We start from the raw sequence: 13,497 nt of genomic DNA, 5'->3' as shown, positions 1-13,497 counted from the left end.
GGGGGGGGGGGGGGGGGGGGGGGCCCCCCCCCCCCCGCGCCTGCGACGCTCCCCCCGGGATATTTCCTGTCCGAAGAAGCGAAGGGGTCAGGCGCGGGTCTCGGCCGCCTCGAGACTTTCCTGCGCGGCGAGCCAGAGGCTTTCGGCGCGGTCGAGACCGTCCATCACCTCGGCGTATTTCTTCTGCCAGACCGCCATCTCGCCGACCTTCTCGGGCTCATACAGCCCCGGATCGGCCAGCTTGGTCGCCAGCTTGTCGCGCATCTCGTTCAGCTTCTCGAGCCGCGCTTCGCATTTGCGCACCTCGGACCGCAGTTCGAGGATCTTCTCGCGCGGCACCGCCTTGGGCTTGGCGGGCTTCGGCTTGTCCGAGGCGGGCTTGTCCGAGGACAGAAGCATCGCGCGGTAGGCTTCGAGGTCCTGCTCGAACGGCGCGACATGGCCGTCCTTCACCAGCCACAGCCGGTCGGCGACGAGGCTGAGAAGGTGCATGTCGTGGCTGACGAGGATCACCGCGCCGGTATAGGCGGTCAGCGCCTCGACCAGCGCCTCGCGGCTTTCGATGTCGAGGTGGTTGGTCGGTTCGTCGAGGATCAGCAGATGCGGCGCGTCAAGCGTCGCCAGCATCAGCGACAGCCGCGCCTTCTGGCCCCCCGACAGGCGGCCCACCTCGGTTTCGGCCTGCGGCGCGAGGCCGAAGCCGCCCAGACGGGCGCGGTGTTTCGTGGGCAACTCGTCCGGCAGCAGGCGGCGCAGATGTTCAAGCGGCGTTTCCTCGACGCGCAACTCGTCGACCTGATGCTGGGCGAAGAACCCGATGCGCAGCTTGCGCGCCTTGGTGATGCGGCCCGCCTGCGCCTCGAGCCGGTCGGACAGCAGCTTGGCCAGCGTCGACTTGCCCTGACCGTTGCGGCCCAGAAGCGCGATGCGGTCGTCCTGATCGATGCGCAGGGTCATGCGCGACAGCACGGTGCGCTCGCCATAGCCCACCGCGACGCCTTCGAGGTTGATGATCGGCGGCGACAGTTCCTCGGGCTCGGGGAAGGTGAACTTCTTGAGCGCCGCTTCCTGCGGGGTCGAGATCAGCTGGATCCGGTCGATCATCTTCAGACGGCTTTGCGCCTGCACCGCCTTCGACGCCTTGGCGCGGAACCGGTCCACGAAGCTTTGCAGATGCGCGATGCGGGCCTTGGCCTTGGCGTTCTCGGCCTCGGCCTGCGCGATCCTTGCGGCGCGCTGCTGGGCGAAGGCATCGTAGGGCACCGTGTAATAGGTAAGCTTCTTGTCCTCGAGGTGCAGGATGTTGTCGACCGCGCGGTTCAGCAGACCCCGGTCGTGGCTGATCACCAGCACCGTATGCGGATAGCGGGCCAGGTAGCTTTCCAGCCACAGCGCACCTTCGAGGTCGAGATAGTTGGTCGGTTCGTCCAGCAGCAGAAGGTCGGGGGCCGAGAACAGCACCGCCGCCAGCGCCACGCGCATCCGCCAGCCGCCCGAGAAGGCGGAGCACGGCATCTGCTGCTCGGCGTCGGTGAAGCCTAGGCCCTTCAGGATCGACGAGGCGCGTCCCTCGGCCGACCATGCGTCGATGTCCGCCAGCCGCGTCTGGATCTCGGCGATGCGGTGCGGATCGGTGGCGGTTTCTGCCTCGGCCATCAGCGCGGTGCGTTCCACGTCGGCTTCCAGCACCGTGTCGATCAGCGATACCTCCGAGCCCGGCACCTCTTGCGCGACGCCGCCGATGCGGGCGCGGGCGGGCAGCGAGATGTCGCCGCCTTCCAGCGCCAGTTCGCCGCGGATGATGCGGAACAGCGTGGTCTTGCCCGCGCCGTTGCGCCCCACAAGCCCGACCTTGTGGCCGGTGGGGATGGTGGCGGAGGCGCCCTCGAACAGCGGTTTACCTTCGATGGCGTAAGAGATGTCGTTGATCCTTAGCATGGGGCGGGGGATGCGGTGCGGCGCGGCGCTTGTCAATGGCGCGCGGGGGCCCTTAGGGTTCGGGCAAGTCCGGAGGTCCCCGATGCGCCTGTTTGCTGTTCTTCTACTCGCCGCCGCGACGCCTGCCACCGCGCAGGACGCCCCCTTGCCGGACCTGCCGTTCCAGTCGGGCGCGGGCGAGGTGTTCTGCGTCATCGTCACCGGCGAACGCAACCACGTGCGCTGCGATCTCTACGGCGGCGAACTGACTTTCGCCGACCCGCCACAGGATTGCGAGGCAGGCTGGGGCTATGCCTTCGAGGTGGGCATCACCGGCAGCGGGAAAGTGCTTTGCACCGACGATACGGTCATCGACGAGACGATCCAGGTGATGGAGCCCGGCTATAGCCATTCGCGCGGCGGGGTGGCCTGTTTCTCGGAAGATGGCGGCATGACCTGCCTGAATGCCGAGAACCTTGGGTTCACGCTGCGGCAGGACGAACAGGTGCTCTACTAGGGCCCGATGTCGTGAAATCGTCGCGTCGGGATGAAATGGACGCGGTGTGCGGAGACGGCGGCGGGGCTTTGCAAAGACGAATCTCCGTGCTAACCGGCCCGCAATGAAAGTTTCGGGGCCGGACAGCCGTTGTCCGGTCCTTGTAGCAAGGAGACACCAAATGGCCATCGAGCGCACGCTGTCGATCATCAAGCCCGACGCCACCAACCGCAACCTGACCGGCAAGATCAACGCCAAGTTCGAGGAAGCGGGTCTGCGTATCGTCGCGCAGAAGCGGATCCACCTCACGAAAGAGCAGGCCGGCAAGTTCTACGCCGTCCACGCCGAGCGTCCGTTCTACGACGAACTGTGCGAGTTCATGGCGTCCGCGCCGGTCGTCGCTCAGGTTCTGGAAGGCGAAGGCGCCATCGCGAAGAACCGCGAAGTCATGGGCGCGACCAACCCGGCCGACGCCGAAGCCGGCACCATCCGCGCCGAGTTCGCCGAGTCGGTCGGCGAGAACTCGGTCCACGGCTCGGACGCCCCCGAGACAGCGGCGGAAGAGATCAGCTTCTTCTTCGCCGGTGTCGAGATCGTCGGGTAAGAGATTTCCGCCATCGCGGAACAGGGGCCGTCCCGGTTGGGGCGGCCCTTTGCGTTTGCGGGGAGGTGGTGGGGGGCCGTTTGGCGGGGGCTTCTTGGCGGTCGGCTTGTTGGTGGGCGGTGATGGGGTGGAACCCCATCCTACATGGGGATCGTGGTCGGTTTGTGGGGGGTAATGATGGGGTGGAACCCCATCCTACATGGGGATCGCGGTCGGTTTGTGAGGTAACGATGGGGTGGAACCCCATCCTACCTGCAAGGCGGCGTAGGATGGGGTTTCACCCCATCTGCACCGGCCCCGCTTCATTATCCCGCAACCGACCCATCAACCGCTACGCCGCGAAATGCCGGCGCAGCATCGCGACGTTGCGGCGGTTCGCCTTGAACCCGATGTCGGCAAGGTCACCCACCAGCGGCACCAGACCGATCAGCCAGTCCAGACCGACGTTCACGCCCATTCGCGCCAGCATGTGCTTCGGCGCGCCCATCTCGTGCGCGCGGTAAAGGATGTAGGCCGCCGGGGCCAGCGCCGCCGTGTCGCCGATGCCGGGGATCAGGCCGAGGATCGAGTCCAGTCCGACCCGGACGCCCACCACGGGTACGCGGAACAGCGTGTCCATCCGGTGCGCGATGGCTTCCAGCCCATCGAGTTCGCGGGTCAGGTCGCGGGCCGGCATCGGGCCTGCGGCGGCGGCGGTGTGGATATTCGTGGTTTCTGTCGTCATGCCGTTTGAACGTCGCGGCAAGCGCAGAAGTTCCCGTCAGAGACGCACGCCCAGTTCGTCCAGCGCGGCGGCCAGCGCCGCGGACCCCTCGGCAGGGGTGCCGGCCTTCAGCGCGTCGAAACGGACGCGCAGCGCATCCTTCTCCGGTCCGGTGCAGTCGTTCCACGGGCGGCCCTGAAGCCCCATCACCAGCGCATAGTAGCCGATGAAATGCGGCTTGGAGCCGTTGGCCAGCAGGCGGCGATACGCCTCGTCGGCACCAAGGTCGCGGACCTCGTCGGCGCTCGACAGACCGGCGCGGGCAAAGGCGCGGTCCGACGCGGGGCCGAGGTTGCGGATGCTGGAAACGGGATCGGACATGCGGCCCAGTCTAGACCGCTGCCGCGACCCTGCCCAGCGGCAACGTCGGGATCAGCCTAGATGCTGGCCCAGTCGTTGTAGCGCACGGTCTCTTCCGCTTGATCGGCGGGGCGGAACACGCGCTTGTCCGGGTTCGGCTGTGCCTGGGTGTGGGTCGGCTGTTCGCTGCGGATGTCCGGGCCTTTGTCCGGCGCAGGGCTCTGCTTGGAAGTCATGGTTTCGCTCTCCTCACTTCGCGGTGGTGGATCCGACCGCGATGCTCCCTGCGGAAAAGCTTATGCCCACAGGGGGCTTTTCACCCAATCGAGCACCAGGATTGGGCGGGCCGGGGGCGGAAATGGGGCGAGAGTATGGCGATTGTGTCGAAGATCGTTCCAATAAGGCTTAAATCGATTGGAATAAGCCAGTGCGCGCGACGCAGGCACGATCTGACGCTGCGCCCTTGTAAATAACGCTTTCCGAGGTTTTCCGGCGGTCAGATCGACGGCGTTCGAAGGGCTGTAACGCCGGATTCGGGCGGTTGGGCCGGTATCGACTGTGGAAACGATTCGGTCAGATCCCGAAAACTTGCCCGCTCAGGTTGCATATTAACCCTTTCACGCAATCCTGTGGATAGGTTCGAATTTGTTTACCCGCCGTGATCAATTTTACCGGCCCTTGCCGCTGCGTTTCGGCGGACTACAACTGAAAATGGGTTGACCTTAAAACGATTTCAGTCTGGTATGGCAATTAAGACACTCCCGGGACGATCATGCCTCTAACGTTCGCTATATGCTTGTTTTTCGTCGCCGGGCTCGGCGAGCTGCTGCGGCGTGGCGACTTCGGCATGACCCCCCTCGCGTCGGTCTCGATCCTTGCGGTCGCCATGTGTCTCTTCGCCCTCGCCATCCTTCGCCGTGACGCGGCGCACTTGATTCGAGCGCCGGGACGCGCGCTGTACGGGGAAGAGAACCTTGGATGGTCATGGCAACGGACGCTCGCGCTTGCGTTGTTTGTGCCGTTTCTCTGGGGAATTTCAGCCGCTTGCGCGTCGATCTTCACATCCTATGTCGTCGTAATCCCCGCCATGCCCAAGCTGGCGGCGGCACTGGCGATCCAGGTCCTGATCTTCGCGCTGCCGCAGGATCTGTTCTTCCGCGAGGCGGTGCTGAAGGTGTTCCACCACAACCTGCCGCTGGCCTTCGCCGCTTCGGCCATCGCGGTGACTTTGTTCAATCTTCCTCATGGCATGCCGACCGCGGTCGTTGCCGCCGGGACTGCCACGGCCTTCATGGCGCTGCGCGTCGCGGGCATGAACATCTTCGTGGTTGCGCTTGCGCACGGAGCCACCAACGTCCTGTTCGGCCGGGTCCTGCTGGCCGAAATCAGCGCCGACGCGCTTTGGCTTTATGCAATTGTCTTCGCCGGGGCGCACCTGCTGTTCGCGGCGCTACTGATGGCGCTCAGACAACCTGTGCGGTCTCTCACCGCGCAGCGCGCGGGCTGACGCCCAACCGCAAAACCACCGCAAAAATTTTCTTTGAGCCCCGCGCCGCCGGGGCCATACTCGTCTGAGCCCCGGTCGCGCCGTCGACCGTGGCGCGACGCGCAGAATGGCGGAGGGCGGACAGGGCTTGCAGATCAGATTGTTGGGAGAGGTGCGGCTGACCGCGCCCGACGGATCCGAAGTGCGAATCCCGTCCCGCCGCAGCCAGGCGCTGCTGGCCTTCCTGGTGCTGTCCGGCGGCCGGTCGTTGCTACGGACCGCTGTGGCCGAGATCCTGTGGCCCGACAGCGCGGCGGAACAGGCGCGCGCCAGCCTGCGGCAGGAACTGGCCGTGCTGCGCAAGGCGTTGCGGCAGGCAGGGCTGGAACCGGTCGAGGCGGGCAAGGACCGCATCCGCTGGACCGGCGCCGCGCCGGTGGCCGACGTGACCGAACTGGAACGGCGCAGCGCGGCGGGCAGTCTGGGCGACCTTCGGCAAGCGGCGGCGATCTGCGGCGGGCTGTTCATGCAGGGCTTCTCGCTGCGATCCGAGGCATTCATGGACTGGCTCGAGGCAGAGCGGGCGCGTCTGAGGACCCTGTCGCTGACCGCGCTGGACGAACAGCTGCGCGCCAGCGAAGAGGCGGGCGACGCCGGGCGCATCGCGCTGGCCGCAGAACAGCTTCTGACCATCGACCCGATGCGCGAGGCCGCTCACCGCAGCCTGATCCGCGCCTATGCCGCCCTTGGCCGCCGCTCTGACGCGCTGCGCCAGTTCGAAACCTGCCGCGCCGTCCTCAGCCGCGAGACCGGCGCCGCGCCCTCTGCCGAGACCGAGGCGCTGGCGGCGCGCATCCGCGCTTCCGATCCGTTGCCAGAGCCGGTCCGAACGCCCTCGGCCCGCGACGGCGCGGCGGTTCTGGTGGTGCACCTTCCCGAGATCGCCGCGCTGCCGCCCGCGACCGACCCCGAGACGCTGGCGGGTGTTCAGGCGCAGTTCGCGGCGTTGGCGCAGCGCACGGTGACGGGGCTGGAGGGCCGGATGCTGCCGGGGGTGGGCGACCGGGTGGTGGCGCTGTTCACCGGCGGCCCAGAGGCCGAGATCCGCGCCGCGCTGGCGGGGCTTATGCTGACCGACGAGCCGCTGCCCATCGAGGGCGGGATGCTGCATCCGGCCGGCGGGCTGTCGTCAGGGCTGGTGGCGCTCGACGCCGCGTCGGGCCGGGTCGCGGGGCGGTCGCTGCAGGCGGCGGTGCAAGTGGCCCACCGCGCCGCGCCGGGCGAGTTGCGCGCCGATCTCGCCATGCGCGAGGTGCTGGCCGAGGATTACGCGCTGACCGAAGTGGCAGGGACGCTGCGCGTGGTGCCGCCCGATGTGCCGGTGACGATGCCCACGCCTACGCCGCCGGCCCCGCGCCGCGATGTCCCGCAAGGCCCGGCAGCCGAGGCCCAGTGGCAGGACTGGCGCGCGGCGATGCGGCGGGGAGACCTGCGCACGGCGGCCTCCATCGGGGACCGCACCGCCGCGCTTCCGGCAGAGGCCGGTGGCGTCGGGCAGGTCATGACCGGCATCACCCGGCTGTTCCGGGGCCGCGTTGGCGCGGCAGAGGCTGTGCTGACCCATGCCGAGGCGCTGTATACGCTGCCCGACCTGTTCGGCATCGACCCCGGCCTGTCGGGGCGCTGCCTGCATGCGTGGGTCCAGTGCCTGCGCGGCGCGCCGGGCCGGGCCGGAGAGGCGCTGCGCCGCGCGGTGTCCGAGGCGCAGGGCGCGGGCCATCCGGAAACGCTGATGGCGTGTCTCGTTGTCTCTGCGCTGATGCAGGACAGTCTTGGCGAAACCGTGGGGGCCGAGGCGGCGGCACGGGCCGCCCATGACGCGGCGGCCGATTGGCCGGACTGGCAGGCCTTCGCACTTGGTCTTCTTGGCCGCGCTCGCGACCGGCTGGGGGACGCCGCAGGCACGACGCAGATCGCCGAAGCGCTGTCGGCCTATCGCGCCAAGGGCGCGGCGCTGGCGGTGCCGTTCTTCCACGTCTGGCTGGCAGAGGCGCATCTGGAACTCGGCGACGCCGCCGAGGCGCTGGTGCAGGCGGACGAGGGCCTGTCGCATGGCGCGGCGACCGGCGTGCTGCTGGTCGAGCCGGATCTGCTGCGGCTTCAGGCTTTGGCGCTGGTCCGTCAGGGACGCGGCGGCGAGGGGCAGGCAGAGGCGGGTTTCATCGCGTCGATGGAATCCGCGCGCCGGGCGGGAAGCGGTCTGTACCGGCTGCGGGCGGCGGTCAGCTATGCGGGTCACCTGCGCCGCGAGGGGCGCGTACGCGATGCGATCCGGCGGTTGGAAGAAGGGCTGGCGGCGATAGAGCCGGGCGGCCCGCCGACAGCGGACCTGAAGGCGGCGCAGGCGCTGCGGCAACGGCTGGCGATGGACTAGGCCGTCGCGGCTGCGGGCTGGCGGTCGAGGACGATCTTGCCATCCTCCATCCGGATCAGCCGGTCGCATTTGTCGAAACAGTGCTCGTCATGGGTCACCGCGATCACGAGATGCCCGTTCTTCGCCAGACGCGGCACCAGCACATCGTAGAAGAACGCGCGGCGGACAGGGTCCTGATCGGCGGCGAACTCGTCCAGCACGATGATCGGCCGCTCTTCCGCCAGCGCGATGGACAACGCCAGCCTGCGCATCTGCCCGGTCGACAGCGACAGGGACGAAAACGCATCGCCCTCGATCGAGACGCCCTGAGACAGGCCCAATTCGTCGATGTGGTGCTGTAGCGAGGCGCGCTCCTCCTCGGTCAGGCCGTACAATTGACGGAACAGGTAGAACTCGGAAAACACGGCAGCGAACAGACCCCGGTAGTGCCCGACGCTGTCGCGTGTGACCGGTTCTCCGTCCAGCAGGATCTGGCCGCCGTCCGCGTGGCGCAGGCCCGTGAGGATCTGCATGAAGGTCGATTTTCCCATGCCGTTGCCGCCGGTGATGAACACCGACTGGCCGGGCTTCAGCACAAGGTCGATGGGGCCAAGCGTGAAACTGTCGTCCGCTTTGGTGCCATGCGCCTTCGACGGGCGGCGCAGGGTGGCGGTGATGCCCCGGAACTCCAGCGTGTCGAACTTCGGACGGCTGTCCTGCGCGGCGCGGACGGCTTCGGTCTCGGGGTTGGCGTCCAGCTCGGCCAGCACCTCGTTCATCTGCTCGAACGCGACCGAGGCGCGGGCAAAGCCGGGCAGGCCGGACACGACGGACTCGATGGGCCCGAAGGTGAACAGCACCACCGTCAGCACCTGCAGGATCACCACGCTGTCAGCGTCGGTCACCATCGGCAGCAGGGTCACGATGGACACCAGCAGGACAGCCAGCGAGGCCGAGGCCGCGATGCCCGAGTAGCTGAAGATCCGCTCGGCGGCGATGGTGCGGTCGCGCGTTTCGTCGACCACCCGGTCGACACGGTCCCACAGGTCGATCCGGCGGGCCTGCCGCAGCCGCAGTTCCTTGTAGCCGCGCAGCAGGTCGTTCATCGCGTCGTAGAACTCGGCCCGCGTGTCGTTGGCGCGTTTCAGCAGGGTGCGGGCCGGGCGCTCGGCCAGAAGGAACGCACCGACGCCCAGCGACAGCGAGACGATGCTGGCGACAACGGCGGGCCAGCTTTCCAGCGCCATGTAGCCAAAGCAGAAGATCAGCAGCAGCACCGCCTGCAGCATGTCGGCCAGCCGCGTCATGGTGTTCGACACCATCATCGTGTGGCCGGTCAGGGTCGAATAGACCTGACCCGGTTCACGCGACTGGAAAAAGCTGACATCGGCGTTCAGCACCGCATCGGCCACGCGGCGGCGCAACAGGTGGTTGATCGCCTCGACCAGCCGGATGCCGGTGACGCGGGCCCAGTGCGCGGTGATCAGCGAGGTCACGACCGCGAACAGCAAGAGCCCCAGCATCGGCAGGTCCGCCCCGCCGCGCGCCGCCGCCTGGTTCACCGCATAGATCATCAGCGTCCGGCTGCCCGAGGCAAGGAACGCGTACAGCACGATCGGGCTTTTCAGGAAACCGCCCTCGCGGACCAGAAATCCGATCAGGTCGTTGAGCTTGCCGAAGGCGGATTGGGACATCGGGGCTTTCGTCTGTGGCCGGGTCAGGGGACCGTGGGGTCAGGAACCATATCGGGCGGGTGGGGTCAACGTGGGGCGGCTTCGGCGGCGCGCAGGGGTCAGGCAGGGGTCATTCTGCGGGCGCCAGCGTCAGGGTGCGGCCGCCAAGGTCGCGGAAGGCGCGCTGACGGCAGGTGAGGACGATGATCTGCAAGTCGCCCGCCTGCCGGTGCAGCGCGTCGAACATCCGTTCGATCCGGTCGTCGTCGGTGAACACCAGCGCATCGTCAAGGATCACCGGCGCATGGCGTCCGCCCCGTGCCAGCATCCGGGCGAAGGCCAGCCGCACCAGTAGCGCGATCTGCTCCTGCGTTCCGCCGGACAGGATGTTCAGCTTCTCCTCCTGACCGTCGCGGGTCAAAGCCTCGGGCAGCAGGGTCTCGTCCGCCCATTGCAGTTCCGCCTCTGGCCACAGGATGTGAAGAAGCGGCTGCAACTCTTTGGCAATGGGCGCGAAATAGCGTTCCCGCGCCTCTGTCCGCGCGGTTTCCAGAACCTGTTTCAGCAGGGTCAGCACGGCCACTTCGCGCTCGATCCGGTCAAGCTGGGCGCGGGCGGCTTCGAGTTGCTCGGCAGTCTCGGCCAGACGTTCCTCGACCGCGTTGCCAGAGCCCGCGTTGATGCGTTCGTCGAAGGTGGCGATCTCGGGTTTCAGCCGGGCGATGTCGGCGCGGGCCTGCGCATCGACGGACTGCGCGCGGGCCAGCGTTGCGGCGGCGGCGTCAAGGTCCGGCGCCGCGCGCCGGCGCTCGTCCAGCGTGGCCTCGGCCTGTTCCAAATCGGTGGCAGCGGCGGCACGGGTGGCGGTCAGCGCCTCGTCGGTGGCGTCGCCGTGCTTCGCCAGGGCCTCCTTCGCACGGCGCAGCCGGTCGGCGGCGGCGGTGCGGGCGGTGTCGGTGCGGGTCGCCTCGGCGCGTGCGTCCGACAGCGCCTCGTTCGCCGCGTCACGGGCCGATTGCGCGGCGACGCGAGCCTCGGCGGCTTGCGCAAGCGCGGCATCGGCGGTGGCGGTGTCCGGCGTGTCGTCGTCCTCGGCGGCTTCGGGGATCGCGGCCAGCGCCGCCTGAAGCGCTTCAAGCCCGTCGGGAGCAAGCGAGGCGAAGACAGCCGCCGCCTCGCCATGGCGGCGGGTGGCCTCGGCGCGGGCTTCGGCGGCTTTGCGGGCCGCATCGAGGTCGGGCAGGGCGCGCGCATCAAGCGCCTGCTGCAGCGCGCGGCGAGCGGTCTCGACCGAGGCTTCGTCGCCCATCGCAGCACCCGGCTGAATATCGAGACTGCCAATGCCGTCGAGGGTCAGCGTGGTGGGCCCGACGATGGCAAGCGGGGTTGCGTTGTCCAGCGCGATGCCGTCGCGGCTGACGCGGCCTTCGGCACCGGGGTCATATGTCACTGTGACCTGCGGCGCCTGCGCGGCGCGCGCGGCTTCGGCCACCACGACGGCCTGCGCCTTCGCCTCGAGGTCGCGCAGCGCGGCGGCGTCCGGGCCGGTCTTCGCGGCGGCGCTTTCGGTTTCCATCTGGACCCGAAGGTCCTGCGCCTTGGCGATCCGCGAGGCCAGTTCCGTGCGCCGTGCCGCGCCGTCGCGGGCGGCCTGCTGCTGCCGCGCCTTGCGGGCGGTGGCGTCTGCCTGCGTTTCGGCGGCCTTCGCGGTTTCCAGCGCCGTCCCGGCCTCGACAGCGCGGGCGCGCGCCTTCTCGTAAGCGGCCTTTGCGGCAGTTGCGGCCTGATCCGCGGCGTCGAACTGGGTCTGCGCCTCGGCCCGGTCGGCAAGCGCCGCGCGGAAGCGGTCGAGCGTGTCCTGCGTGGCACTCAGCGTCAGCCGGGCGGCGTCGCGGGCGCGGGTCGCGTCGTCCACCTGCGCGCCATGCCGTTCAGCGGCGCGGTGGGCGGCGGTCGCGGCTTCCAGCCGGGCGGCGCGGGCGGCGACGGCCTCGGGGTCTTCCAGCTCGCGCAACGCGCGCTGTGCGCGGCGACGGCGGTCGAGCGCTTCGTGCAGCGCCTCGGCGGTGGCGGTCAGGTTGCGGTGGTCCTCCTGCAAACGCGCGACGTCGTCCTGTGCGTCCTTCCACGGGCCGTTCGCCTTGGGGCGCCCGGTGCTGGTGGCATAGACGTCCAGTTCGGCCTCGCAGCGCCGCAGCGCATTGTCCATCCGCTGCCCGCCGGTCATTGCCTCGACCTCGCCGGTGACCGAGGACAGCAGATCGCGCCGGGCTTCCAGCGCGCTTTCCTCTTCCTTCTTGCTGGCCAGGGTCAGCCCGGTCATGCCCTGCCGGACCCAGACCAGCCCAGAGGGATCGCCCGCGCCGCCACCCAGAAGGTCGGCAATCCACGCCTCTGCCTGATCGGCCTGCGCAACAAGGGTTCCGGTGCGCGTCACGGTTGCGGAAGGCTTCGACAGCCACTGCTTGCTGATTGCGAACACGCCGTCGCCGGTCTCGACCTCGACCGTCACGCAAGGCGCGCCGCCCGCGTGGGGGCGCAGGGCGGTGATGTCCCTGTCGCGCGAGCCGTGCGGTTTGAAGAACAGCGCCTGTATCGCGTCGAACAATGTGGATTTGCCGTGCTCGTTCGGCTCGGACAACACGTTCAGCCCGTCGCCGATGTCGGCGACGCGGACGGGCGTGGTGAAGCGGCGGACGTTCTCCAGCGTGATGGCGCGCAGTTTCATGCGGAGTCCTTCACGTAGGCGTAAAGGCGCGACAGCGCGGCGGCGGCGATGTCGCGGTCGTCCTGCGACAACGTCTCGGACTCGGCATCGGCGCGCAGGCGGTCGGCGGCAAGGCGCAGGGCGCCGCCGCGGTCGATCTCGTCAAGATCGGCGGTCTCGTAATGGGTGCCAAGCGCGGCCGTCACCAGCTCGAACACGGCGAAGTCGGGCGCTGCGTGCGCGGCGGCCGCGGTCAGCGCGGCTTGCTCGGGCAGTCCGGCCCAGCCGCTGGCCTTTACGCGGACCAGCGTGTCGCGGCGGCCGGAGGATGGCAGCAGCGCAGACAGCGCCGCCGCGGCGTCCTGACCGGCGTGAAGCGGCAGGTCGAGTTCGGTCCACAGGAAGTGCCCCGTTTCGACCTCTGTCACCTCAAGCGCGCCGCCGACCGTCACCGCAAGGCAAACGCCACGGCGGCCGTGCTTGAACCGGTCCTGCTCGGGCGTGCCGGGATAGTGGATGCGGTCGCCCACCGCCATCCGCCCGTGCCAGTCCCCCAGCGCAAGATAATCGAGCCGGGCAGAGCGGTCGCGGTCGGGCGGTATATGCGCGCCGCTTTCGGTGAAGTCGGTGACGCCGCCATGGGCAAGGCCGATGCGGCGCGCGCCCTCGGGCGAGGGCATCGCCACCAGCGCGGCGGAAAGATCGGTGCCGGGATTGCGGAACGTGACCGGCGCGGGCAACAGCGTCGCGTCATCGGCCAGCTGCACCGGCGCGGCCTCGGTCAGCGCGTGGACGTTGGCAGGGGCGTCGCGGACGATTTCCTGCCACAGCGGTTCGGCGTCGCGCAGGTTGTCGTGGTTGCCGGGCAGAAGCCACCACTGCACGGTCGGGTCGTCGCCCATCGCCGAAAGCGCCTGCCGGATCACCATCGAGGACGGAGTCGCGGTGTCGAACGTGTCGCCCGCCAACAGGACATGCTCCGCGCCATGGTCCCGCGCGGCGGCGGCAAGACGGCCAATGACGCCGTGCCGGGCTTCCATCAGGCGACCACGGGTGTTGGTGTCGGGCAGCTCGGGGATATTGGCGAAGCGCCGGCCGAGATGCAGGTCGGAGCTGTGGATGAAGCGCATGGGGCGGG

Annotated in this window: 11 protein-coding genes; 4 read left to right on the top strand and 7 right to left on the bottom strand. The window is 68.8% G+C overall.

Features of this window, described 5'->3' with window-relative positions; all coding sequences use genetic code 11:
• Positions 1-87 precede the first annotated feature (87 nt).
• Positions 88-1,938 (bottom strand): ABC-F family ATP-binding cassette domain-containing protein, encoded by a 1,851-nt coding sequence (locus tag ACP156_RS08265; protein ID WP_425050795.1) that lies wholly within the window; start codon positions 1,936-1,938, stop codon positions 88-90.
• A gap of 82 nt (positions 1,939-2,020) precedes the next feature.
• On the opposite strand from ACP156_RS08265, the gene ACP156_RS08260 reads away from it, so the two are divergent.
• Entirely contained in the window at positions 2,021-2,434 is a 414-nt protein-coding gene (locus ACP156_RS08260; protein WP_425050794.1) for a DUF6636 domain-containing protein, read from the top strand.
• A 160-nt stretch (positions 2,435-2,594) separates the two neighbouring features.
• Complete coding sequence (ndk, locus tag ACP156_RS08255) at positions 2,595-3,017, top strand: nucleoside-diphosphate kinase (protein ID WP_425050793.1); 423 nt, start codon at positions 2,595-2,597, stop codon at positions 3,015-3,017.
• Between the two features lie 331 nt (positions 3,018-3,348).
• On the opposite strand, the gene ACP156_RS08250 is transcribed toward ndk, so the two are convergent.
• Genes ACP156_RS08250 through ACP156_RS08240 form a run of 3 tightly spaced genes read right to left on the bottom strand, consistent with a single transcriptional unit; the run spans position 3,349 to position 4,316 of the window.
• On the bottom strand, positions 3,349-3,741 hold the full coding sequence (locus tag ACP156_RS08250; protein ID WP_425050792.1) for a DUF4112 domain-containing protein: 393 nt from the start codon (positions 3,739-3,741) through the stop codon (positions 3,349-3,351).
• Positions 3,742-3,777: 36 nt separating this feature from the next.
• Complete coding sequence (locus ACP156_RS08245; RefSeq protein ID WP_425050791.1) at positions 3,778-4,101, bottom strand: TfoX/Sxy family protein; 324 nt, start codon at positions 4,099-4,101, stop codon at positions 3,778-3,780.
• Between the two features lie 56 nt (positions 4,102-4,157).
• Entirely contained in the window at positions 4,158-4,316 is a 159-nt protein-coding gene (locus tag ACP156_RS08240) for a hypothetical protein (protein ID WP_425050790.1), read from the bottom strand.
• Between the two features lie 560 nt (positions 4,317-4,876).
• Here ACP156_RS08240 and ACP156_RS08235 point away from each other — a divergent pair.
• Together ACP156_RS08235 and ACP156_RS08230 are read left to right on the top strand one after the other, a co-directional pair.
• Positions 4,877-5,587, top strand: a complete 711-nt coding sequence (locus tag ACP156_RS08235) for a type II CAAX prenyl endopeptidase Rce1 family protein (protein ID WP_425050789.1) — start codon at positions 4,877-4,879, stop codon at positions 5,585-5,587.
• A gap of 127 nt (positions 5,588-5,714) precedes the next feature.
• A complete protein-coding gene (locus ACP156_RS08230) occupies positions 5,715-8,000 on the top strand; it encodes an AfsR/SARP family transcriptional regulator (RefSeq protein ID WP_425050788.1) in 2,286 nt (761 codons plus the stop codon).
• On the opposite strand, the gene ACP156_RS08225 is transcribed toward ACP156_RS08230, so the two are convergent.
• The 3 genes from ACP156_RS08225 to ACP156_RS08215 all read right to left on the bottom strand — a co-directional run bounded on the left by ACP156_RS08225 (position 7,997) and on the right by ACP156_RS08215 (position 13,489).
• The gene (locus ACP156_RS08225) at positions 7,997-9,673 is read right to left on the bottom strand and encodes a cyclic peptide export ABC transporter (protein WP_425050787.1); all 1,677 of its coding nucleotides are present in this window, start codon (positions 9,671-9,673) and stop codon (positions 7,997-7,999) included. The genes ACP156_RS08230 and ACP156_RS08225 overlap by 4 nt on opposite strands.
• A gap of 109 nt (positions 9,674-9,782) precedes the next feature.
• Positions 9,783-12,380 carry an AAA family ATPase gene (locus ACP156_RS08220; RefSeq protein WP_425050786.1) on the bottom strand — a complete coding sequence of 866 codons (2,598 nt, stop codon included), beginning with the start codon at positions 12,378-12,380 and terminating at the stop codon, positions 9,783-9,785.
• Positions 12,377-13,489 carry a metallophosphoesterase family protein gene (locus ACP156_RS08215; protein ID WP_425050785.1) on the bottom strand — a complete coding sequence of 371 codons (1,113 nt, stop codon included), beginning with the start codon at positions 13,487-13,489 and terminating at the stop codon, positions 12,377-12,379. Before ACP156_RS08215 ends, ACP156_RS08220 begins: the two co-directional genes overlap by 4 nt.
• Positions 13,490-13,497 lie beyond the last annotated feature (8 nt).

The organism is Psychromarinibacter sp. S121, assembly GCF_049801035.1.
Taxonomy (GTDB): domain Bacteria; phylum Pseudomonadota; class Alphaproteobacteria; order Rhodobacterales; family Rhodobacteraceae; genus Psychromarinibacter.
The sequence above is the reverse complement of the archived record's forward strand: the minus strand, read 5'-3'. Positions and strand labels throughout refer to the sequence as shown.